Below are 22,445 nucleotides of genomic sequence, written 5' to 3' on the forward strand. Positions count from 1 at the left end.
TATTAAAAATTATTTATTTTATAGTTGCCGCATAATATAAAAGATAATATTTTAGGATGTGCATGGATCTTGTCTTTATACTTGCAAGTGATAATAATTTTTTCAATTATGGAATGAGGTTGATATCTAATATTAACAGAACATTTAGATGCATAGATTTTACAGAGATCAATGACATAATCAGAACTGATTTTGATGCAGATGAGCTTTATCTTGTTTGTGACATCAAAAATTATTATGAATATAGTCTTCTGTTATCCAGAAAATCGATAACGTGTATTGATACTAGAAACATTAGAATACATAATAATTCTATCTATGTGGATAAAAAGAAAACATCGGTGATTGAAACAATAAATTCCTTAAACAATATTGAAATGGAGATTTTATACCTTTTCTATTTTCATGGTAAGAATGTGCGGGAGATTGCCAAAATAACCAATCTCTCAAAAGAGAAAATCTATTACCGAGTTAATCGCATCAAAGTCAAGTTGGGGATGAAAACAACCAGGAAATTACCAACATTATTAAGAGCTTTTTTTAATCAAACAATTGAGACTTAATATTGACTCGTTAATTACGCATAATTTCATCACGATAATATTATTATCCTTATAGTGATTACATCCATTCTGCATGTAATTCATTGTTTGTATTAATTATTTACCAGCCTGTTTAAAATTTACTCACGTTAAATTTTCGAGTTTACATAACTTAATAACTCATGGAATTATATATATACAAAGCATGAGGTGGCTTTATGAATAGTCGAGTTACTTGGACAAAGCTTGACATCTCCGTCAATAGGAATATTGATAATAATCATACACTTGTGTTAAAAAAAATACGCTTTTATAACAGTGCAATGATTTTTATCAGAAATGCACAATTAATCATTAAAACAAAAGATGGGGATATTATTAATATCTCTCCAGACTCTTTGTGTTATATAGAAAAGAACCTTGTCATTGATGCAACATTAAAAGTGCTTGGAAGTGGCGTACCCTATGATATTTATACGATTGATAGCGATATATTAAGTAACGTCTGTAAGGTCATGGAACCAATTTTGTCAGGCCAACATTTAGTCAGCCAGGTAAGAAAAAGAATATTTTTTTATAAACTGGAAGAAACAGATAAAGAGATTTTTAGACGCCTAATGAATGATGATTCACCACCACACAGGCAAGTTTATAAAATAACCTATTTACTTTCCAGAATCCATGAAATTGAACCTCTTGCTTATTCATTATCAGTTTCAACAGATATCACTTTTACAGAAAAAATCAAAAAGATCATCGAGTCAGATTTATCAAGAGCATGGAGGTTGATTGATCTTAGGGATATCCTGCATATGTCAGAAGTTTCAATTCGGAAAAAACTTGAAAGAGAAAACAATAACTTTAATGCGTTGGTGTTAGATATCAGAATGCAGCATGCGGCGAAGATGATTACATCCACTGAAAAGCATATCAATAGAATTTCGTATGATGTTGGATATACAAGCACATCTTATTTCATTCGAAACTTCAAAAGTTACTTTGGTATTACACCGAAACAGTTTTCTCTCAAGGTAAAAAGAAAAAATTAAATGTCCACTTTCTGGTATCAGGGGAGCGTTTATATGCTCAGTGGACTAGACAAAAAGGACACGAGTTTCGCAGGCCGAACAGCGAATACTCATGTCCTGTATTTGCAACTTTTTTAGCTCTCAACCACATTTATGCAACTCAATACCCAACATTCAATGATCCAAATAAAGATAATGCATCCAACTGGTCATTCTCAGCAGCACCTTACGCATCACTGAAACATGGCTGAAATGGTCGGAGTAAACCGCCACCTGGGCGTAGATGCCATCAGGTAAAGCATCAATATCAGCGTTAGGGTCCAGTTCGATGGTTCCCAGCACACCGTCAGTTCCAGGCACGACCGTTAATGATTGCAGTACCCCCTGCGCCTGGTACGAACCTCCAGGCACCACCGGCAAGATACTGGTCAGTTTGCCGTGGAATACCTGCCCCGGCAGCGCGTTAAATACCACTTCCGCATCATCGCCGGGTTTCAGACGCAACAGCGAGTTTTGCCGGAACTGGGCGACAATTTGCCGTTTTTGCTCAGGGATAAAGACCATCACCGGACGCAGCGGCAAAGCTGCCGCGTAAGTGCCTGGACGGATTAGCACCTGAGTAACATAGCCATTGCTCGGTGCACGAATAATGGTCTGCTCAAGGTTATATTTCGCTTCGGTAAGTTGCGCCCTTAAGCTGACAATCTGCGACTGCTCGCCGTTGACCATGCTGTCGAGTTGGCTCTGGATCTGCGCCTGCTCCGCCACGGAACCTTTCACCAGCGCATCCTGGGCGAGAAAATTTTGCCGCGCGTCGTCGATGTCACGTTCCGAAAACGGATTCACCGCCGCCTGGCTACCTTTCAGGTAACGTTGATAATTTTTAAACAGCCGGTCGCGCTCTGCTGAAACCTGAGTGGTGTTAGCCTGCGCTTCAGTGAGCTGCGCTTGCAGCGTCTTAATATTATGTGTCGCCGTCATCAGGTCGGCCTGAAGTCGGTCTACCCGCGCCTGATAACGCACCGGGTCGAGCTTAAAAAGCACCTCGCCCTTTTGAATAAGCTGATTATTTTTGTCCGTGACTTCAGTAACAATCCCTGTGACCTGGGGCGTGATGGGGATGGCAATCACCGCCTTTTGCGCCATAAAGGTGTAGGGATGGTTATAGTTCATCAATAAAATCAAACCACTCACCAGAAACACGCCACCGAGCGCCGCCGTCGCCAGCGTCCACTGATTCACCGGAATACGGAAGATTTTAAATATTGCCCACGCCAGCGCCACGTAAGTTAAGACAATCAACAGATCCATGATTAGATCTCCGGAAACGTGGAGTAGTCAGGTTTTTTCTCAGCAGCGAGTTGCTGCTCCAGCCGGGAGATGCGATCAGAAAGCGCGGCAATTTCTGGGTCAGGCGTTTTCTCTTGCGGTGTAATATGCGACTGCATTCCCCAGCCGCGCTCCGGTTGGTAAAGCGTGGCCCAGATCCACAGGAACGGCCAGATAATGTGGAGCGTAAATAAGCTGACCCACCCTGCGGTATGAATGGCGTCGGCATGAGGATGGTTGCGTTTTTTGGCAATCAAATAGGGGATGTCATGTATCGCGATGATTCCATAAAAGATCACCAGAAAGACGAAAATCAGCACTCCCAACGCGAAATAGTTTAGAAACATAGCTGCCTCGGATTCACGCTTATCAGAGTTGTTATGGGCTGGCAGCCAGATGGGCGTCGGGCTGATTATTTGACAATAATCCGGGTTTGCGATTCTCGCCATCACACCGAAGAATAATTTTAAGCGGTGATGAGTTACTCAGTGACATAACGGCCTTAAGGCAGAGCCAGAACATGCCGTAGATCACACCGGGTGAACGACTTAAGAAAATATCTTGTGATTTAGATCACAAAGATTCAACAAACCATCAAAGAAAAAACGTGACAAACCTCACATTTAAATGCCATTTTTAGCGAAAATCACCGCCTTGTTGTTTTTTTACACAAGTATTTTGTGATGAATATCACGTCAATTACCTCTCTACCCCCTATATTTATGTGATTGATATCACACAAAAGACCGTCGACTGGACAGTTAACCGATTCAGTGCCAGATTTCGCAGTATCTACAAGGTCCGGCTACCTCTGCCGCCACATTAACAAAAAACCTCGGGCTTCCAGCCTGCGCGACAGCAAACATAAGAAGGGGTGTTTTTATGTCATCCGATATTAAGATCAAAGTGCAAAGCTTTGGTCGTTTCCTCAGCAACATGGTGATGCCAAATATCGGCGCGTTTATCGCGTGGGGTATCATCACCGCGTTATTTATTCCAACAGGGTGGTTACCGAACGAAACGCTGGCGAAGCTGGTCGGGCCGATGATCACTTATCTCCTGCCGCTGCTGATCGGTTATACCGGTGGTAAGTTGGTAGGTGGTGAACGTGGCGGCGTGGTCGGTGCTATCACCACCATGGGCGTTATCGTCGGCGCAGATATGCCGATGTTCCTCGGTTCTATGATTGCAGGCCCGCTGGGCGGCTGGTGCATTAAGCATTTCGACCGCTGGGTAGATGGTAAGATCAAATCCGGTTTTGAGATGCTGGTGAACAACTTCTCTGCCGGTATCATGGGGATGATCCTCGCGATTCTGGCATTCATGGGGATTGGTCCGCTGGTTGAAGCCCTGTCTAAAATGCTGGCTGCGGGCGTTAACTTCATGGTTGTCCATGACATGCTGCCGCTGGCGTCTATCTTTGTTGAACCGGCGAAAATCCTGTTCCTTAACAACGCCATTAACCACGGTATCTTCTCGCCGCTGGGTATTCAGCAGTCCCATGAGATGGGCAAATCCATCTTCTTCCTGATTGAAGCAAACCCGGGTCCGGGTATGGGCGTTCTGCTGGCGTACATGTTCTTTGGTCGTGGTAGCGCTAAACAGTCTGCGGGCGGTGCGGCAATCATCCACTTCCTGGGCGGTATCCACGAAATCTACTTCCCGTATGTGCTGATGAATCCGCGTCTGATCCTCGCCGTTATCCTCGGCGGTATGACTGGCGTGTTTACGCTGACTATTCTGGGCGGTGGTCTGGTTTCTCCGGCATCTCCGGGTTCTATCCTCGCGGTACTGGCGATGACGCCAAAAGGTGCTTACTTCGCTAACATCGCGGGTGTATGTGCGGCAATGGCGGTTTCCTTCGTTGTCTCTGCCATTCTGCTGAAAACCAGCAAAGTGAAAGAGGAAGACGATATTGAAGCGGCAACTCGCCGTATGCAGGACATGAAAGCTGAGGCTAAAGGCGCGTCTCCGCTGTCTGCTGGTGATGTGACTAACGACCTGAGCCACGTGCGTAAAATCATCGTTGCCTGTGACGCTGGTATGGGTTCCAGTGCAATGGGCGCAGGTGTGCTGCGTAAGAAAATTCAGGATGCCGGTCTGTCACAGATTTCCGTCACTAACAGCGCGATCAATAACCTGCCGCCAGATGTGGACCTCGTCATCACTCACCGTGATCTGACCGAGCGCGCTATGCGTCAGGTTCCGCAGGCTCAGCATATTTCGCTGACTAACTTCCTCGACAGTGGCCTGTACACCAGCCTGACCGAACGTCTGGTTGCTGCCCAGCGCCATACTGAAAACGAAGAGAAAGTGAAAGACAGCCTGAAAGACAGCTTTGACGATTCTAACGCCAACCTGTTCAAACTGGGCGCGGAGAACATCTTCCTCGGTCGTAAAGCGGCAACTAAAGAAGAAGCTATTCGCTTTGCTGGCGAACAACTTGTGAAAGGCGGTTACGTTGAGCCGGAATACGTACAGGCAATGCTGGATCGTGAAAAACTGACCCCGACCTATCTGGGTGAGTCTATCGCCGTGCCGCACGGTACGGTTGAAGCGAAAGATCGCGTGCTGAAAACTGGCGTCGTGTTCTGTCAGTACCCGGAAGGCGTGCGCTTCGGTGAAGAAGAAGATGACATTGCCCGTCTGGTGATTGGTATTGCTGCCCGTAACAACGAGCACATTCAGGTTATCACCAGCCTGACCAACGCGCTGGATGATGAGTCCGTCATTGAGCGTCTGGCACACACCACCAGCGTGGACGAAGTGCTGGAACTGTTGGCCGGTCGTAAGTAACCCATTCCCACCCTCTCCACATGGAGAAGGTGTGGCTAATTGCCTGATGCGCTACGCTTATCAGGCCTACAAAACAAAGTGTAATTTATTGAATTTGCTCGTTCTTGTAGGCCGGATAAAGCGTTTACGCCGCATCCGGCAATATCTCGGCCCCTCTCCTCATGGAGAGGGTTTGGGTGAGGGAAATGCCTCACCCCAGCCCTCTCGGGTAAAAACATTGATGAAGGTTAATACTATGAAAGCATTACATTTTGGCGCAGGTAACATCGGTCGTGGCTTTATCGGTAAACTGCTGGCTGATGCGGGTATTCAACTGACATTTGCCGATGTCAATCAGGTGGTACTTGATGCCCTGAATGCCCGTCATAGCTACCAGGTTCATGTGGTCGGTGAAACCGAGCAGGTCGATACCGTTTCCGGCGTTGATGCCGTCAGCAGTATTGGTGATGACGTGGTGGATTTAATCGCTCAGGTCGATTTAGTCACTACCGCCGTTGGCCCGGTCGTGCTGGAACGAATTGCTCCGGCGATTGCTAAAGGGCTGGTGAAACGCAAAGAACAAGGTAATGCATCCCCACTGAACATCATCGCGTGTGAAAACATGGTTCGCGGCACCACTCAGTTGAAAGGCCATGTAATGAATGCCCTGCCGGAAGAAGCAAAAGCGTGGGTTGAAGAACACGTTGGCTTTGTCGATTCCGCCGTTGACCGCATCGTGCCGCCTTCTGCTTCTGCAACCAACGATCCGCTGGAAGTGACGGTAGAAACCTTCAGCGAATGGATTGTCGATAAAACTCAATTCAAAGGCGCGCTGCCAAACATCCCAGGTATGGAGCTAACCGACAACCTGATGGCATTTGTTGAGCGTAAACTCTTCACCCTGAATACGGGCCATGCTATAACCGCGTACCTCGGAAAACTGGCGGGTCATCAGACCATTCGTGACGCAATTCTCGATGAGAAAATCCGTGCGGTGGTAAAAGGTGCGATGGAAGAAAGCGGCGCGGTGCTAATCAAGCGCTACGGTTTTGATGCTGATAAACATGCTGCGTATATCCAGAAAATCCTCGGCCGTTTTGAAAACCCGTATCTGAAAGATGATGTGGAGCGTGTAGGCCGTCAGCCGCTGCGTAAACTGAGCGCCGGAGATCGTCTGGTAAAACCGCTGCTGGGTACGCTGGAGTACGGTTTACCGCACAAAAACCTGATTCAGGGTATTGCTGCCGCCATGCACTTCCGCAGTGAAGAAGATCCACAGGCTCAGGAACTGGCTGCGCTGATTGCCGACAAAGGGCCGCAGGCTGCGCTGGCACAGATTTCCGGGCTTGATGCCAACAGCGAGGTTGTCACAGAAGCGGTAACCGCTTATAACGCAATGCAATAATGGTGGACCAGGCGCAGGGGTCCCTGCGCCCGAATAACAGATTGTCAGATATGCAGGCAACAATGGAACAAACCCAGGCCTTTGAAAACCGTGTGCTTGAGCGTCTGAATGCTGGCAAAACCGTGCGAAGCTTTCTGATTACCGCCGTCGATCTCCTGACCGAGGCGGTGAATCTTCTGGTGCTTCAGGTATTCCGCAAAGACGATTACGCGGTGAAGTATGCTGTAGAACCGTTACTCGACGGCAATGGCCCGCTGGGCGATCTGTCCGTGCGCTTAAAGCTGATTTATGGGCTTGGCGTAATCAGTCGCCATGAATACGAAGATGCGGAACTGTTGATGGCACTGCGGGAAGAGCTGAACCACGACGGCAACGAGTACGCGTTTACCGATGATGAAATTCTTGGGCCATTTGGCGAACTGCATTGCGTGGCGGCGCTACCACCGCCGCCACAGTTTGAACCAGCAGACTCCAGTTTGTACGCGATGCAAGTTCAACGCTATCAACAAGCTGTGCGATCAACAATGGTCCTTTCACTGACAGAGCTGATTTCCAAAATCAGCTTAAAAAAAGCCTTTCAAAAGTAAGCAATGCTCGCTTACTGCTGCCCCTCTACCTGCTTCGGTCGATAAAGCCGACGATAATATTCCAGGCGTTGGAGATATAACGGCACGCTTTCCTCAGGTATATCGGACGGGATCGCGTTACGAGGGGGAAGTTTATTCAGATACTCCCGGAACGCCTGGCTAGATGCCATGAAATCTACGGCTTTATCGATAAAAAGCGGAACGTTTTCACCTATTTTGCCCATCATAATATCTCCGAATTACCCCGCGCCGGGAATGCGCGGCCGCCAATTTTAGTTTAGATCCCGGTAAAAATGGCATTAAGGAAAACGTGCGAAATCTACAACGCTTGTCCTCACTTGCTTATTACTTTTTATTAATCAATAAATTACATTCTTTTCTGAACGCAAAATTGGTTACCCAGCAAAACTATTACAATACCATCGGTTGTGAACAAAGCACCCCGTCACGCATACTAGGACTATAAATTTATCTTTATCAGAAGCCATCACATGAAAGAAGTCGAAAAAAACGAAATTAAACATCTTAGCGATCGCCTGGACGCCATCCGTCACCAACAGGCCGACCTGTCGCTAGTTGAAGCCGCAGACAAATATGCCGAACTGGAAAAAGAGAAAGCCACGCTGGAAGCTGAAATTGCTCGTCTGCGTGACATTCACAGCCAAAAACTCAGCAAAGAAGCACAAAAGCTGATGAAAATGCCTTTCCAGCGTGCGATTACTAAAAAAGAGCAAGCGGACATGGGCAAACTGAAGAAGAGTGTTCGTGGGCTGGTGGTAGTGCACCCAATGACCGAGCTGGGCCGTGAAATGGGCCTGCAAGAGATGACAGGGTTCTCAAAGATCGCGTTTTAAGTTCCTTTCTGGTCGCTGTAATCACAGCCTCTCACGATTTACTCGCTCCTGCTGGCACATGCAGGAGCCCCTTTCAAATACTAAAAATTATTAACATTCTTAGCATTGCATGTTCAATTTTGTCCGACTGTCTGCATGAACATCACAAGTCAAATTCTGAAAATATGCTGCGTAATAAAAGAGCTATATATAAATAATAAGTATGATTATTTACATTCCAATGATTAATTATTTATGTTTTCCAGCCAGTGTCACATTTATCGTCACAAAACATTTACCATACAAATATTAACTTCTTACCCTCCTCACCTTAACTCCGTTAAACATTTGACATGAATTGACACCGGTCATTAAAATTCGCGAGATTAGGTTATTAGTATCTACAAACTAAAATAGTTTGACATCTAATAACACACTCTCAGCACCCATTAATTCGAAAACTCTCTCATAAATTTTTATTGTGAATATGAAATATTAAATTATTCATATAAAAAATAACTACAACGTAGTTATCAAAGCATCAGGATTATGAAAAGGAATTCATCCTATGAACATGAAGAAAGCAGTACTAAGAGTGTTAACAATATCGTCACTCTGCGCATTAACAGGGTGTGACAATACTGAAAAAGTAAACGCAATTGATGAGTTCACCAAACAGCAAGCGTTGCAACAAGGTCAAATAGACACTCTAAAAAAGCAGCAAGAACAATATAAAAATAAAATTGAAATTATTGAAAAACAACAAAATAGCATCATAAGCAGTACCAAAACTCTTGCCAGCATCGTAAAGGCAGTCAAAGACAAACAGGACGAATTTGTCTTCACTGAATTTAACCCAGCACAAACCCAATACTTCATTTTAAATAACGGCTCTGTCGGTTTAGCAGGTCGGGTACTGTCTGTCGATGCGGTTGAAAATGGCAGCGTTATTCGTATTTCGCTGGTTAATCTATTAAGCGTTCCCGTATCAAATATTGGCTTTCATGCTACATGGGGCAATGAAAAACCTGCCGATCCTAAAGACTTAACAAAATGGCAGCAATTACTTTTCAGTACCTCAATGAACTCCTCGCTGAAATTATTACCAGGTCAATGGCAAGACATTAATCTGACGCTGAAAGGCGTATCTCCCAATAATCTGAAATACCTGAAACTCGCCATCAATATGGCAAACCTTCAGTTCGACGACCTTCACTCTGCGGAATCCCGACAGAGAAAAAGCAAAAAATAAATGCGGCTTCTGCGCTTATATCAAGGAATAGAGAGCATCAATAATGAACAAAATCTTTAAAGTTATCTGGAACCCGGCGACGGGCAGTTATAGCGTTGCCAGCGAAACGGCAAAAAGCCGTGGGAAGAAGAGCGGGCGCAGTAAGCTGTTAATTTCTGCGTTGGTTGTCGGTGGGTTGTTGTCGTCTGGAGCACATGCAGAAGTCACTCTTGATGGCGGTAAATCTGCTGAAGCTACTCCACTTAGTAATGGCTGGATTGCCATTGGTTTTGGAGCCATCGCAACATCAGCACAAACCGGGCCGGGTGGAGGCTCCAATACATCAAGTGTTGCAATAGGACAAAATGCGTTCTCTGGCGTGGGGGGGACCTCATTAGGCTTCAGTAGCAATGCGTCTGGAGAAAGATCGGTAGCGTTGGGGCAAGCAACTGTAGCTACTGGCAGCCGGGCTATTGCAATCGGAAGTGCGGCTCAAGCAACCAAAGAGTATTCCCTTGCGTTGGGGAATAGCGCTCATGCTAACGGTGATTATGCCACCGCGATAGGCAAAGACAGCGAAGCCAATGGCTTGCATTCACTCGCGATAGGCCAAGCAAGTGAGGCGACCAAAGCCGGTTCTGTCGCTATGGGCTATAACAGCCAGTCAAACGGAACAGGGGCTGTCGCACTGGGGCAGGACAGCTTTGTGAGCGGAAACGATAGCGCCGCTCTTGGTAATGGAGCCAGAACATCAGGAAATAATTCCGTCGCGCTTGGTGCGGGTGCTCTCGCAGCGGAAGACAATGTTATCTCTGTCGGTAACAATACGGACCAGCGAAAAATTGTATTTGTTGATAAAGGCATCATCAACAAAACAAGTACCGATGCCGTCAATGGCTCGCAGATTTTTGCGCTTAGCCAATCGGTAGCAAACCGGTTAGGCGGCAATGCCAGCGTGAATGCTGCTGACGGAACCGTTAATGCGCCAACCTATACTATTTCCTCAGGGACCTACAACAATGTAGGTGATGCTCTTGATGCAGTGAATTCGACAATCAACACCACCAATACGGCGGTGACAGATCTGAAGGACGATTCTCTGCTATGGGATGGCACTGCATTCAGTGCCAAACACGGCACCAGCACCACCAACAAAATCACCAACGTCATGGCCGGTAGCCTGTCAGACACCAGTACCGATGCCGTCAACGGCGCGCAACTGAAAACGACAAACGATAACGTTACCACCAACACCACCAATATCACCAACCTGACCAATGATGTCGCGGATATCAACACCACGATCACGGGCCTGGAAGATGATGCCCTGCAGTGGAATGGTACGGCATTCAGCGCCAAACATGGCACTAACACCACCAGCAAAATCACCAACGTCATGGCCGGTAGCCTGTCAGACACCAGTACCGATGCCGTCAACGGCGCGCAACTGAAAACGACAAACGATAACGTTGCCACCAACACCACCAACATCACCAACCTGACCAATGATGTCGCGGATATCAACACCACGATCACGGGCCTGGAAGATGATGCCCTGCAGTGGAATGGTACGGCATTCAGCGCCAAACATGGCACTAACACCACCAGCAAAATCACCAACGTCATGGCCGGTAGCCTGTCAGACACCAGTACCGATGCCGTCAACGGCGCGCAACTGAAAACGACAAACGATAACGTTGCCACCAACACCACCAACATCACCAACCTGACCAATGATGTCGCGGATATCAACACCACGATCACGGGCCTGGAAGATGATTCCCTGCAGTGGAATGGTACTGCATTCAGTGCCAAACACGGCACCAGCACCACCAACAAAATCACCAACGTCATGGCCGGTGACCTGTCAGATACCAGCACCGATGCCGTCAACGGCTCGCAACTGAAAACGACAAACGATAACGTTGCCACCAACACCACCAATATCACCAACCTGACCAATGATGTCGCGGATATCAACACCACGATCACGGGCCTGGAAGATGATTCCCTGCAGTGGAATGGCACGGCATTCAGCGCCAAACACGGCACCAGCACCACCAACAAAATCACCAACGTCATGGCCGGTGACCTGTCAGATACCAGCACCGATGCCGTCAACGGCTCGCAACTGAAAACGACAAACGATAACGTTGCCACCAACACCACCAATATCACCAACCTGACCAATGATGTCGCGGATATCAACACCACGATCACGGGCCTGGAAGATGATTCCCTGCAGTGGAATGGTACGGCGTTCAGTGCCAAACACGGCACCAGCACCACCAACAAAATCATTAATGTGGCGGCGGGAACACTATCGTCGTCAAGTACCGATGCCGTAAATGGCGGACAACTGTATGGTTTGAGCAGTTCTATCGCTAACTATTTGGGTGGAAATGCCTCTGTTGATTCAAGCGGCGTGTTTACTGGCCCAACCTATAATATCGGGGGCACTGATTACGATAACGTAGGTGAAGCATTAGCCGCTATTGACTCCTCAGTTGTAGCCTCACTCGGTGATGCCCTTGCCTGGGATGCCAAAACAGGCACATTCACAGCCAGTCATGGTGGTAGTGCCAGTAAAATCACTAACGTCGCCGCCGGTTCAATTTCTAAAGACAGCGCAGACGCAGTGAACGGTGGACAGCTCTATGATGTAAGCAACTCTATTAGTGACATTCTTGGCGGTGGTTCCACTGTTAATGCTGACGGCACAATCAACGCACCAGCCTATACTATCGCTAATACTGACTACGATAATGTAGGTGATGCACTGAGCGCGATAGACTCGACGCTTGATGATGCAATGATTTGGGATGATAACGCAGGTGCCTTTAGTGCGGCCCACGATGGTGATACCACCAGTAAAATCACTAATGTAAAAGCCGGTAACGTGGCGGTTGATAGCACCGATGCGGTTAATGGTTCTCAGTTGTATGCCACAAATGTGCTCATCAACCAGAATAGCGATATGATTAACCAGCTCGCTGGCGACACCAGTACGACCTATATTGAAGAGCATGGTGCAGGTGTAAATTACGTCCGTACAAACGATACCGGCTTGACCTTTATAGATGCCAGCGCAGCGGGCGTCGGCTCTACCGCGTTGGGTTATAACGCGACCGCATCGGGTGAAAACAGCCTCGCTATTGGTCGAGACAGTGTCAGCTCGATCGACTCCGGTATAGCACTGGGCAGTGGCTCAACCTCTGACCGTGTCATCGTCAAGGGCTCCCGTTCTGGCAGCGTAACGGAAAACGGGGTTGTCATTGGTTATGACACCACTGATGGCGAATTACTCGGTGCGCTATCTGTAGGTAAAGATGGTGAAAGTTATCGCCAAATCATTAACGTCGCAGATGGTTCAGAGGCTCATGACGTCGTCACTGTCCGTCAGTTGCAAAATGCGATAGGTTCAGTTGCAAGCACTCCTGCTAAGTACTTCCACTCAAACTCGAAAGAAGAGGATTCACTGGCCGTTGGGACGGACTCTCTGGCGATGGGTGCAAAAACAGTGGTCAATGGTGATGCCGGAATTGGTATTGGTTTTGGCTCCTTAGTGGTACAGGACGCAATTAACGGTATCGCTATCGGTTCCAGTGCTCGCGCGAACCATGCTAACAGCATTGCAATGGGTAATGGTTCTCAAACCACCGTTGGGGCCCAAAGCAACTATACCGCTTACAATATGGATGCCCCGCAAAACTCGGTGGGTGAATTCTCTGTAGGCAGCACCAATGGTCAGAGGCAAATCACTAATGTGGCAGCGGGCTCACAGGATACCGATGCGGTTAATGTTGGCCAGTTGAAAGTGACGGATGCGCGCGTTGAGATCAACACGACCAGTATCAATAACCTGAACAATCAGGTGAGCAATCTCGATACCCGTGTTACCAACATCGAGAATGGTATTGGCGATATTGTTACTACCGGAAGTACGAAATACTTCAAGGCAAATACAACCGGTGCGGATGCCAATGCACAGGGGGCGGACAGCGTCGCTATCGGTTCAGGATCAATCGCTGCTGCAGATAACAGTGTAGCCTTAGGTACAGGTTCGATCGCCGATGAAACTAATACCATATCTGTGGGGTCATCAACTAATCAGCGCCGCATCACCAATGTTGCTGCCGGTAAAAATGACACTGATGCAGTGAACGTCGCACAGTTGAAATCGTCCACTGAGGGTGGTGTTCGTTACAGTACGAATGAAGACGGTACGATTAACTACAGTACGTTAAACCTGGGTGATGGTAAGGGGGGCACGACGCAAATCAGTAATGTGTCAGCCGCTGTGAACGATCACGATGCGGTTAACTACGCACAGCTAAAACAAAGTATCCAGGATACCAATAGCTACACAGACCAGAAAATGGTTGAAATGGATAACAAAGTGAAGGGCGTAGAGAAAAAAATGAGCGGTGGTATCGCTTCGGCAATGGCAATGACTGGTCTGCCTCAGGCCTACACGCCAGGTGCCAGCATGGCTTCTATTGGTGGCGGTACTTATAACGGTGAATCGGCTGTTGCTTTAGGTGTATCGATGGTGAGTGCCAACGGTCGTTGGGTCTACAAATTACAAGGTAGTACCAATAGCCAGGGCGAATACTCCGCCGCACTCGGTGCCGGTATTCAGTGGTAATTATCCATTAACGAATGGGTAACCCTGATGCGCTACGCTTATCCGGCCTACAGGAGGATTCCACAAATTCCTGTAGGCCGGATAAGGCGTTCACGCCGCATCCGGCAAAATAAGGTGCACCAGGTCAACAATCTGCGGGCAATTCTCTGATGAGGATTGCCCTTTTCTTTACCAGACACCTTCCTCACCCCAAATTGGCCCTACCAATTCTTCCCTTATCTGGCCTCTGGTTCACAGTTCATCAATTCAAACTCACATTAACGTTGCCATTACATAACATTTGGTTAACCATTCATTGTCATTATCCCTACACAACAAAATTGGCAGTGCCACTTTTACACAACGTGTGACAAGGAGATGAGCAACAGACTCATTACACGATGTGCGTGGCCTCCAGGAGACCTGCAATGAATCTCTGGCAACAAAACTATGATCCCGCCGGGAATATCTGGCTTTCCAGCCTGATAGCATCGCTTCCCATCCTGTTTTTCTTCTTTGCGCTGATTAAGCTCAAACTGAAAGGATACGTCGCCGCCACCTGGACGGTCACTATCGCTCTGGCGGTAGCTTTGCTGTTCTATAAAATGCCGGTCGCCAACGCGCTGGCCTCCGTGGTTTATGGCTTCTTCTACGGCCTGTGGCCGATCGCGTGGATTATTATTGCAGCGGTGTTCGTCTATAAGATCTCGGTGAAAACCGGGCAGTTTGACATCATCCGCTCGTCCATTCTTTCAATAACCCCTGACCAGCGCCTGCAAATGCTGATCGTCGGTTTCTGTTTCGGCGCATTTCTCGAAGGGGCTGCAGGCTTCGGCGCACCGGTCGCGATTACCGCAGCCTTACTGGTCGGCCTGGGCTTTAAACCACTGTACGCCGCCGGGCTGTGCCTGATTGTTAACACCGCACCGGTGGCATTTGGCGCAATGGGTATTCCGATTCTGGTTGCCGGGCAGGTAACAGGCATCGACAGCTTTGAGATTGGCCAGATGGTAGGCCGCCAGCTACCATTTATGACTATTATCGTGCTGTTCTGGATCATGGCAATTATGGACGGCTGGCGCGGTATCAAAGAAACCTGGCCTGCGGTCGTGGTTGCGGGTGGTTCGTTTGCCATCGCACAGTACCTCAGTTCCAACTTCATTGGGCCGGAACTGCCGGACATTATCTCTTCGCTGGTATCGCTACTCTGCCTGACACTGTTCCTCAAACGCTGGCAGCCGGTGCGCGTTTTCCGCTTCGGTGATTTGGGGGCGTCACAGGTTGATATGACGCTGGCTCACACCGGTTACACCGCAGGTCAGGTATTGCGTGCCTGGACACCGTTCCTGTTCCTGACCGCCACCGTAACACTGTGGAGTATTCCACCGTTTAAAGCCCTGTTCGCTTCGGGCGGAGCGCTGTATGAGTGGGTCATCAACATTCCGGTGCCGTACCTCGATAAACTGGTTGCTCGTATGCCGCCGGTGGTCAGCGAAGCCACCGCCTATGCAGCCGTGTTTAAGTTCGACTGGTTCTCTGCCACCGGCACCGCCATTCTGTTTGCTGCGCTGCTCTCTGTTATCTGGCTGAAAATGAAACCGTCTGACGCTATCAGCACCTTCGGCAACACGCTGAAAGAGCTGGCGCTGCCCATCTACTCCATTGGTATGGTGCTGGCGTTCGCCTTTATTTCGAACTATTCCGGGTTGTCGTCAACACTGGCGCTGGCTCTGGCACACACCGGCCACGCATTCACCTTCTTCTCGCCATTCCTTGGTTGGCTGGGTGTATTCCTGACCGGCTCGGATACATCATCTAACGCCCTGTTTGCCGCTCTGCAAGCCACAGCAGCACAACAAATTGGCGTCTCTGACCTGTTGCTGGTTGCAGCCAACACTACCGGCGGCGTCACCGGCAAGATGATCTCTCCGCAATCTATCGCCATCGCCTGTGCGGCAGTAGGCCTGGTTGGCAAAGAGTCTGATTTGTTCCGCTTTACTGTCAAACACAGCCTGATCTTCACCTGTATGGTGGGCGTGATCACCACGCTGCAGGCCTATGTCTTAACGTGGATGATTCCTTAATGATGGTTATACCCAGACGCCTGTCAGACGAGGTAGCAGATCGTGTGCGGGCGCTGATTGATGAAAAAAATCTGGAGGCGGGCATGAAGTTGCCCGCTGAACGTCAACTGGCGATGCAGCTCGGCGTGTCGCGTAATTCATTACGCGAGGCGCTGGCAAAACTGGTAAGCGAAGGCGTGCTGCTCAGCCGACGCGGCGGCGGGACGTTTATTCGCTGGCGTCATGATGCATGGTCGGAGCAAAACATCGTCCAACCACTGAAAACGCTGATGGCCGATGATCCGGATTACAGCTTCGATATTCTGGAAGCCCGCTACGCCATTGAAGCCAGCACCGCCTGGCATGCGGCGATGCGCGCCACGCCTGGCGACAAAGAGAAAATTCAGCTTTGCTTTGAGGCAACGCTCAGCGAAGACCCGGACCTCGCCTCACAAGCAGACGTTCGTTTTCATCTGGCGATTGCCGAAGCCTCACATAACATTGTTCTGCTACAGACCATGCGCGGTTTCTTTGATGTCCTGCAGTCCTCGGTAATGCAAAGTCGCCAGCGGATGTATCTGGTTCCGCCCGTTTTTTCGCAACTGACTGAACAGCATCAGGCAGTCATTGACGCCATTTTTGCTGGTGATGCCGACGGTGCGCGTAAAGCGATGATGGCGCATCTCAGTTTTGTCCACACCACCATAAAACGATTCGATGAAGATCAGGCACGCCGCGCACGCATTACCCGCCTGCCCGGTGAGCATCATGAGCATTCGAGGGAGAAAAACGCATGATTATTTCCGCAGCCAGCGATTATCGCGCCGCCGCACAACGCATTCTGCCGCCGTTCCTGTTCCACTATATGGATGGCGGCGCATATTCTGAGTACACCCTGCGCCGCAATGTAGAAGATTTGTCCGACGTGGCGCTGCGCCAGCGCATTCTGAAAAACATGTCTGACTTAAGCCTGGAAACGACGCTGTTTAATGAGAAATTGTCGATGCCAGTAGCGCTGGCTCCGGTGGGCTTGTGCGGCATGTATGCGCGTCGCGGCGAAGTCCAGGCAGCAAAAGCGGCAGATGCGCATGGCATTCCGTTTACTCTCTCGACGGTTTCCGTTTGCCCGATTGAAGAAGTTGCACCAGCCATCAAGCGCCCAATGTGGTTCCAGCTTTATGTGCTGCGCGATCGCGGCTTTATGCGTAACGCGCTGGAACGGGCAAAAGCCGCGGGTTGTTCGACGCTGGTTTTCACCGTTGACATGCCAACGCCGGGCGCACGCTACCGTGACGCACACTCGGGTATGAGCGGTCCGAATGCCGCAATGCGCCGCTACTTGCAGGCGGTGACTCATCCGCAATGGGCTTGGGATGTGGGTCTGAACGGTCGTCCGCATGATTTAGGTAATATCTCAGCTTATCTCGGTAAACCGACCGGACTGGAAGATTACATCGGCTGGCTGGGGAATAACTTCGATCCATCCATCTCCTGGAAAGACCTTGAGTGGATCCGTGATTTCTGGGATGGCCCGATGGTGATCAAAGGGATCCTCGATCCGGAAGATGCCCGTGATGCAGTCCGTTTTGGCGCGGATGGCATTGTAGTTTCTAACCACGGCGGTCGTCAGTTGGATGGCGTGCTCTCTTCCGCCCGCGCACTGCCTGCTATTGCAGATGCGGTGAAAGGCGATATCGCGATTCTGGCGGATAGCGGCATTCGTAACGGGCTTGACGTTGTGCGTATGATCGCACTCGGTGCCGATACCGTACTGCTGGGCCGTGCTTTCCTGTATGCACTGGCCACGGCGGGCCAGGCGGGCGTAGCAAACTTGCTGAATTTGATCGAGAAAGAGATGAAAGTGGCGATGACGCTGACTGGCGCGAAATCAATTAGTGAAATCACGGAAGACTCGCTGGTTCAGGGGCTGGGTAAAGAGTTGCCTGCGGCACTGGCTCCGATGGCGAAAGGGAATGCAGCTTAAGGGTTAGATTAATATCTGCTATCCTGCCCCCGCACTAAGGGGGCAGTATGCTAAACATCGTACTTTACGAACCAGAAATTCCGCCAAACACTGGCAACATCATTCGTCTTTGCGCTAATACCGGCTTTCGTCTGCATATCATCGAACCGATGGGATTTGCCTGGGACGACAAGCGCCTGCGCCGCGCGGGGCTGGACTACCACGAATTTACCGCCGTTACGCGTCATCATGACTATAGCGCGTTTCTTGAGGCGGAAAATCCCCAGCGTCTGTTTGCCCTTACCACTAAAGGTACGCCCGCACATAGCGCCGTAAGTTATCAGGATGGCGATTATCTGATGTTCGGCCCGGAAACACGTGGCTTACCCGCAACCATCCTTGACGCCCTGCCCGCTGAACAAAAAATTCGTATTCCAATGGTGCCGGACAGCCGCAGCATGAACCTGTCCAATGCGGTGTCGGTGGTGGTGTATGAAGCCTGGCGGCAGTTGGGGTATCCGGGGGCGGTGTTGAGAGATTAGTTACCGTAGGCCGGATAAGATACGTTAGCATCGCATCCGGCACGATCACAGGACATCAGATCCCATCGCCATACTCAAACGTATGGTGAATGCCGTTGAAATGCTGATCCATATCCATTGACGGTTTATCGCTGTCTGGTTTACCGACGATACGCGCCGGAACGCCAGCGGCAGTGGTATGCGGCGGTACTGGTTGCAGCACCACGGAACCTGCGCCAATCTTCGCGCCACGACCAACTTCAATGTTGCCGAGAATTTTCGCACCAGCGCCAATCATCACGCCTTCACGAATTTTCGGGTGACGATCGCCGCTGGTTTTACCTGTGCCACCGAGCGTCACGGATTGCAGAATCGACACGTCATTTTCAATTACCGCCGTTTCACCAACGACGATGCCCGTCGCGTGGTCGAGCATGATACCGCGACCAATTTTTGCCGCCGGATGGATATCGACCTGGAACGTCACAGATACCTGGTTTTGCAAGAAAATTGCCAGTGCACGGCGGCCCTGATTCCACAACCAGTGACCAATGCGATACGCCTGCAAGGCATGAAAACCTTTCAGATATAACAATGGCGTTGAGTATTTATCTACTGCCGGGTCGCGAGTACGCACCGCCTGGATATCGCAGGCCGCAGAAGCGATCATTTCCGGGTCGGCGGCATAAGCTTCTTCAACCACTTCGCGAATAGCAATGGCAGGCATAATGGGCGATGACAGCTTGTTCGCCAGCATATAGCTCAATGCACTCCCCAGGTTTTCGTGCTTGAGTAGCGTTGCGTGGTAAAAACTGGCCAGCATTGGCTCACAGTCCGCCAGCGTTCTGGCTTCAGCTTTAATATTGTTCCAGACAATTTCCAGTTCTTCACACGACATTGCTTACTCCACACGATGAGGTAATGACCGGCCCGTTCTGCGCGAGCCGGGTCATAGCGGTAACAAAAGTTCCCTGGGTTTAGTGGCTGCTGCGCTCGTCCTTGCGTGCACGACCTAATAGTGTCAATGCTGCCTCGCGCGCGTTTTTTCCGCAATATAATACTTGATAAATTTCCTCGGTTATTGGCATTTCAACGCCGAAGCGATGCGCCAGTTCGCGAACCTCTTTCGTATTGCGGTAACCTTCCACCACCTGACCAATCTTCTCCTGCGCACTTTGTACATCCATGCCCTGACCGAGCATCATGCCAAAGCGGCGGTTACGCGACTGGTTGTCGGTACAGGTAAGCACCAGATCACCCAGGCCTGCCATGCCCATAAAGGTGGCAGGCTCGGCACCCAACGCCGTGCCCAGACGCGACATTTCAGCCAGGCCACGGGTGATCAGCGCCGTTCGCGCATTCGCCCCAAAACCGATACCGTCAGACATCCCCGCACCAATCGCAATGACGTTTTTCACCGCGCCGCCAAGTTGCACGCCAATGAAATCCGGGTTGCTGTAGACACGGAAACTTTTGCCGCAGTGCAGCAGTTGCTGGAGATCGTCAGCAAAATCCTGGTCGGTAGAGGCCAGCGAAATAGCCGTTGGTAAACCTGCTGCCAGCTCTTTCGCGAAAGTGGGGCCAGAGATAACCGCCAGCGGAATTTGATCGCCTAACGCTTCGCGCGCCACGTCCTGTAACAGACGCCCGGTTTCCGCTTCCAGCCCTTTGGTTGCCCATACCAGGCGCGCGTCAGGACGCATCAACGGTTTAATCTGCCGCAGTACTTCACCAAAGACATGGCTGGGTACGACGACGAGAATATTACGGCTGGCTGCCAGCGCAGTGGCGAGATCACTTTCAAGGTGGAGCGTATCGGGAAAAGGCACATCGGGGAGAAACGCGGCGTTACAACGGTCGCGTTCAAGCGTCGCGATATGTTCAGGGTCATGGCCCCAGAGGACAACCTCGTGGCCATTTCTTGCCAGGGTGATGGCAAGAGCGGTGCCGTACGAGCCGGCACCGATCACAGTCATTGAAGCATTACGTTGGTTCATCAGGCATCCTGATGTTCTTCAGTACCTTCGCCAGCCTGCTGCTGTAAATAGTTCATGAACAGAGCATCGAAGTTAACCGGCGCAAGGTTCAGTTGCGGGAATGTACCGCGGGATACCATGCTGGTGATGCATTCACGAGCATACGGGAACAGAATGTTCGGGCAGTATGCGCCCAGGCAATGTGCCATCTGGGTGCCTTCGATACCCGCGATGGAGAAAATACCGCCCTGCTGAACTTCGCACAGAAACGCGGTTTCTTCGCCCAGGGATGCCGTTACGGTAACACGCAGTACCACTTCGTAAACGTCATCTGCCAGTTGGGAAGATGCCGTATCCAGATCAAGTTTAACTTCTGGCTGCCAATCTTTCTGGAAAACGTGCGGCGCGTTCGGCGCTTCGAAAGAAATATCCTTGGTATAAATACGCTGGATCTGAAAAGTCATTTCGGTGTTGTTTTGTTCTGACATGTGTAGAAAACCCTTAAGTGTTGTCCTTAAATACTGCGCAATGTAATGCCAACGTTCACACGTTATTTCAGCAGAGGATCCAGTCCACCACGTGCATCCAATGCATACAAGTCGTCACAGCCGCCAATGTGCTGTGCGTCAATAAAAATCTGCGGAACCGTGGTGCGGCCACTGCGTTTGATCATCTCTTCACGCTTAGCGGCGTTGCCATCAATCGGCAGTTCCTGGAAATTCACGCCCTTGCTGCTCAGCAATGCTTTCGCACGATGGCAATAAGGGCAGGTTTCTTTGGTATAAATTTCAACATTGGCCATAATTTAGCTCCTGTTTTTTACCTGTTGTTTTATGTTGCAGGGTAGCGACAAAATAGAATATCCCCAGAAGCTTATATCAATAAGTCACTGGGGGCATAATTGCAGCTAACTATCAGCGGCATAAAAAACGACAGGTAAATTATTTGCCGCGCACCAGAGGCAAGTTCTCGCCAGCCCAGCCAGCTACGCCTTCTTTCAGCACAAATACTTGCGCAAACCCAGCTTTCGTCAGCGCGTTTGCTGGCTCCTGGCACTGCATGCCAGAACCGTCAACCACGATAACCGGTTTGTCTTTGTGCTTATCAAGCTCACCAACATTGTTGGCTTTGATTTCGGTCGGCAACAAATTGATAGAGCCAGCGATATGGCCTTTACGGAAGTCATCACGTTGGCGTAAATCCACAACCACAGCGTCTTCTTTGTTGATCAGACGCGTCGCTTCACCACGTGTAATCACCTTCACTTTCGAGGTCAGGCTTTTGAACGTAGTAACCAGGACCGCCACCAGTAACGCGATCCAGGCGATACTCAGCATGGGATGGCGGCCGACAAATTGCATAATTTCTTGCATGGGGGGTAACAACTCCCGACGTAGTGATTAAAAAAACCAGGAAAGGAGTATACCTGCGCGTTGCGGCAAATACAGCCAGCGCGTGCACTGGAATGCAATTTTGCGGGGCGCTACGAAAAAAAATCGCAAATCAGCCCCCGGCTTTCACTGTGCGGCGTCATAATTTGATCTTCAGAGGCTATTTTATCGATT

Annotated in this window: 21 protein-coding genes; 12 read left to right on the forward strand and 9 right to left on the reverse strand. The window is 49.6% G+C overall.

Annotated elements, in window-relative coordinates; translation table 11 throughout:
- Positions 1–113: 113 nt before the first annotated feature.
- Both A9587_RS25430 and A9587_RS09460 read left to right on the forward strand, forming a co-directional pair.
- The gene (locus A9587_RS25430; protein WP_258291465.1) at positions 114–563 is read left to right on the forward strand and encodes a sigma factor-like helix-turn-helix DNA-binding protein; all 450 of its coding nucleotides are present in this window, start codon (positions 114–116) and stop codon (positions 561–563) included.
- A gap of 197 nt (positions 564–760) precedes the next feature.
- Positions 761–1,591, forward strand: coding sequence for a helix-turn-helix domain-containing protein (locus A9587_RS09460; protein ID WP_105263810.1), 831 nt, complete (start codon positions 761–763; stop codon positions 1,589–1,591).
- A gap of 153 nt (positions 1,592–1,744) precedes the next feature.
- On the opposite strand, the gene A9587_RS09465 is transcribed toward A9587_RS09460, so the two are convergent.
- Positions 1,745–2,881 (reverse strand): HlyD family secretion protein, encoded by a 1,137-nt coding sequence (locus tag A9587_RS09465; RefSeq protein WP_001517476.1) that lies wholly within the window; start codon positions 2,879–2,881, stop codon positions 1,745–1,747.
- A gap of 2 nt (positions 2,882–2,883) precedes the next feature.
- The gene (locus tag A9587_RS09470) at positions 2,884–3,246 is read right to left on the reverse strand and encodes a DUF3302 domain-containing protein (RefSeq protein WP_001517475.1); all 363 of its coding nucleotides are present in this window, start codon (positions 3,244–3,246) and stop codon (positions 2,884–2,886) included.
- 535 nt (positions 3,247–3,781) lie between these two features.
- Between A9587_RS09470 and mtlA the strand changes: the two genes are divergently transcribed.
- The 3 genes from mtlA to mtlR all read left to right on the forward strand — a co-directional run bounded on the left by mtlA (position 3,782) and on the right by mtlR (position 7,666).
- A complete protein-coding gene (gene mtlA, locus A9587_RS09475; RefSeq protein WP_000093278.1) occupies positions 3,782–5,695 on the forward strand; it encodes a PTS mannitol transporter subunit IICBA in 1,914 nt (637 codons plus the stop codon).
- A gap of 235 nt (positions 5,696–5,930) precedes the next feature.
- Positions 5,931–7,079: a mannitol-1-phosphate 5-dehydrogenase gene (mtlD, locus tag A9587_RS09485; protein ID WP_000645402.1), complete on the forward strand. Its 1,149-nt coding sequence runs from the start codon at positions 5,931–5,933 to the stop codon at positions 7,077–7,079.
- Entirely contained in the window at positions 7,079–7,666 is a 588-nt protein-coding gene (gene mtlR / locus A9587_RS09490; protein ID WP_000228285.1) for a mannitol operon repressor MtlR, read from the forward strand. Before mtlD ends, mtlR begins: the two co-directional genes overlap by 1 nt.
- Positions 7,667–7,677: 11 nt before the next feature.
- On the opposite strand, the gene yibT is transcribed toward mtlR, so the two are convergent.
- Entirely contained in the window at positions 7,678–7,890 is a 213-nt protein-coding gene (gene yibT, locus A9587_RS09495; protein ID WP_010376448.1) for a protein YibT, read from the reverse strand.
- Positions 7,891–8,157: 267 nt separating this feature from the next.
- Between yibT and A9587_RS09500 the strand changes: the two genes are divergently transcribed.
- Positions 8,158–8,520: a YibL family ribosome-associated protein gene (locus tag A9587_RS09500; protein ID WP_105263808.1), complete on the forward strand. Its 363-nt coding sequence runs from the start codon at positions 8,158–8,160 to the stop codon at positions 8,518–8,520.
- 545 nt (positions 8,521–9,065) lie between these two features.
- On the opposite strand, the gene A9587_RS25645 is transcribed toward A9587_RS09500, so the two are convergent.
- The gene (locus A9587_RS25645; protein ID WP_225996959.1) at positions 9,066–9,122 is read right to left on the reverse strand and encodes a lipoprotein; all 57 of its coding nucleotides are present in this window, start codon (positions 9,120–9,122) and stop codon (positions 9,066–9,068) included.
- On the opposite strand from A9587_RS25645, the gene A9587_RS09505 reads away from it, so the two are divergent.
- From A9587_RS09505 to trmL, 6 genes are all read left to right on the forward strand, one after another.
- Positions 9,104–9,751: a hypothetical protein gene (locus A9587_RS09505; RefSeq protein WP_353889687.1), complete on the forward strand. Its 648-nt coding sequence runs from the start codon at positions 9,104–9,106 to the stop codon at positions 9,749–9,751. The genes A9587_RS25645 and A9587_RS09505 overlap by 19 nt on opposite strands.
- Before the next feature lie 43 nt (positions 9,752–9,794).
- On the forward strand, positions 9,795–14,378 hold the full coding sequence (locus tag A9587_RS09510; protein ID WP_105281919.1) for a YadA-like family protein: 4,584 nt from the start codon (positions 9,795–9,797) through the stop codon (positions 14,376–14,378).
- Between the two features lie 407 nt (positions 14,379–14,785).
- On the forward strand, positions 14,786–16,441 hold the full coding sequence (gene lldP / locus A9587_RS09515; protein ID WP_001055313.1) for an L-lactate permease: 1,656 nt from the start codon (positions 14,786–14,788) through the stop codon (positions 16,439–16,441).
- The gene (gene lldR, locus A9587_RS09520) at positions 16,441–17,217 is read left to right on the forward strand and encodes a transcriptional regulator LldR (RefSeq protein ID WP_001517469.1); all 777 of its coding nucleotides are present in this window, start codon (positions 16,441–16,443) and stop codon (positions 17,215–17,217) included. Before lldP ends, lldR begins: the two co-directional genes overlap by 1 nt.
- A complete protein-coding gene (gene lldD, locus A9587_RS09525) occupies positions 17,214–18,404 on the forward strand; it encodes a quinone-dependent L-lactate dehydrogenase (protein ID WP_000586943.1) in 1,191 nt (396 codons plus the stop codon). The genes lldR and lldD overlap by 4 nt, the downstream gene beginning before the upstream one ends.
- Before the next feature lie 47 nt (positions 18,405–18,451).
- Positions 18,452–18,925: a tRNA (uridine(34)/cytosine(34)/5-carboxymethylaminomethyluridine(34)-2'-O)-methyltransferase TrmL gene (trmL, locus tag A9587_RS09530; protein WP_000932355.1), complete on the forward strand. Its 474-nt coding sequence runs from the start codon at positions 18,452–18,454 to the stop codon at positions 18,923–18,925.
- A 55-nt stretch (positions 18,926–18,980) separates the two neighbouring features.
- Here the strand turns inward: trmL and cysE are convergent, their stop codons facing one another.
- The 5 genes from cysE to A9587_RS09555 all read right to left on the reverse strand — a co-directional run bounded on the left by cysE (position 18,981) and on the right by A9587_RS09555 (position 22,253).
- On the reverse strand, positions 18,981–19,802 hold the full coding sequence (gene cysE, locus A9587_RS09535) for a serine O-acetyltransferase (protein ID WP_001277564.1): 822 nt from the start codon (positions 19,800–19,802) through the stop codon (positions 18,981–18,983).
- A gap of 79 nt (positions 19,803–19,881) precedes the next feature.
- On the reverse strand, positions 19,882–20,901 hold the full coding sequence (gene gpsA / locus A9587_RS09540; RefSeq protein ID WP_001517467.1) for an NAD(P)H-dependent glycerol-3-phosphate dehydrogenase: 1,020 nt from the start codon (positions 20,899–20,901) through the stop codon (positions 19,882–19,884).
- Positions 20,901–21,368: a protein-export chaperone SecB gene (secB, locus tag A9587_RS09545; protein WP_000003377.1), complete on the reverse strand. Its 468-nt coding sequence runs from the start codon at positions 21,366–21,368 to the stop codon at positions 20,901–20,903. The genes gpsA and secB overlap by 1 nt, the downstream gene beginning before the upstream one ends.
- A gap of 62 nt (positions 21,369–21,430) precedes the next feature.
- Positions 21,431–21,682 carry a glutaredoxin 3 gene (gene grxC / locus A9587_RS09550; RefSeq protein ID WP_000024387.1) on the reverse strand — a complete coding sequence of 84 codons (252 nt, stop codon included), beginning with the start codon at positions 21,680–21,682 and terminating at the stop codon, positions 21,431–21,433.
- A 139-nt stretch (positions 21,683–21,821) separates the two neighbouring features.
- Positions 21,822–22,253 (reverse strand): rhodanese-like domain-containing protein, encoded by a 432-nt coding sequence (locus A9587_RS09555; RefSeq protein WP_001517466.1) that lies wholly within the window; start codon positions 22,251–22,253, stop codon positions 21,822–21,824.
- Positions 22,254–22,445 lie beyond the last annotated feature (192 nt).

This window comes from Escherichia sp. MOD1-EC6162 (assembly GCF_002965125.1).
In the GTDB taxonomy this organism is placed as follows: domain Bacteria; phylum Pseudomonadota; class Gammaproteobacteria; order Enterobacterales; family Enterobacteriaceae; genus Escherichia; species Escherichia marmotae.

Coding starts and splice junctions, on each gene's coding strand:
- cysE (WP_001277564.1), bottom strand. CDS start 19,802: ATGTCGTGTGAAGAACTGGAAATTGTCTGGAACAATATTAAAGCTGAA.
- grxC (WP_000024387.1), bottom strand. CDS start 21,682: ATGGCCAATGTTGAAATTTATACCAAAGAAACCTGCCCTTATTGCCAT.
- gpsA (WP_001517467.1), bottom strand. CDS start 20,901: ATGAACCAACGTAATGCTTCAATGACTGTGATCGGTGCCGGCTCGTAC.
- A9587_RS25430 (WP_258291465.1), top strand. CDS start 114: ATGAGGTTGATATCTAATATTAACAGAACATTTAGATGCATAGATTTT.
- A9587_RS09460 (WP_105263810.1), top strand. CDS start 761: ATGAATAGTCGAGTTACTTGGACAAAGCTTGACATCTCCGTCAATAGG.
- lldP (WP_001055313.1), top strand. CDS start 14,786: ATGAATCTCTGGCAACAAAACTATGATCCCGCCGGGAATATCTGGCTT.
- secB (WP_000003377.1), bottom strand. CDS start 21,368: ATGTCAGAACAAAACAACACCGAAATGACTTTTCAGATCCAGCGTATT.
- A9587_RS09510 (WP_105281919.1), top strand. CDS start 9,795: ATGAACAAAATCTTTAAAGTTATCTGGAACCCGGCGACGGGCAGTTAT.
- A9587_RS09470 (WP_001517475.1), bottom strand. CDS start 3,246: ATGTTTCTAAACTATTTCGCGTTGGGAGTGCTGATTTTCGTCTTTCTG.
- lldD (WP_000586943.1), top strand. CDS start 17,214: ATGATTATTTCCGCAGCCAGCGATTATCGCGCCGCCGCACAACGCATT.
- trmL (WP_000932355.1), top strand. CDS start 18,452: ATGCTAAACATCGTACTTTACGAACCAGAAATTCCGCCAAACACTGGC.
- lldR (WP_001517469.1), top strand. CDS start 16,441: ATGATGGTTATACCCAGACGCCTGTCAGACGAGGTAGCAGATCGTGTG.
- A9587_RS09465 (WP_001517476.1), bottom strand. CDS start 2,881: ATGGATCTGTTGATTGTCTTAACTTACGTGGCGCTGGCGTGGGCAATA.
- mtlD (WP_000645402.1), top strand. CDS start 5,931: ATGAAAGCATTACATTTTGGCGCAGGTAACATCGGTCGTGGCTTTATC.
- A9587_RS09500 (WP_105263808.1), top strand. CDS start 8,158: ATGAAAGAAGTCGAAAAAAACGAAATTAAACATCTTAGCGATCGCCTG.
- mtlA (WP_000093278.1), top strand. CDS start 3,782: ATGTCATCCGATATTAAGATCAAAGTGCAAAGCTTTGGTCGTTTCCTC.
- A9587_RS09555 (WP_001517466.1), bottom strand. CDS start 22,253: ATGCAAGAAATTATGCAATTTGTCGGCCGCCATCCCATGCTGAGTATC.
- mtlR (WP_000228285.1), top strand. CDS start 7,079: ATGGTGGACCAGGCGCAGGGGTCCCTGCGCCCGAATAACAGATTGTCA.
- yibT (WP_010376448.1), bottom strand. CDS start 7,890: ATGGGCAAAATAGGTGAAAACGTTCCGCTTTTTATCGATAAAGCCGTA.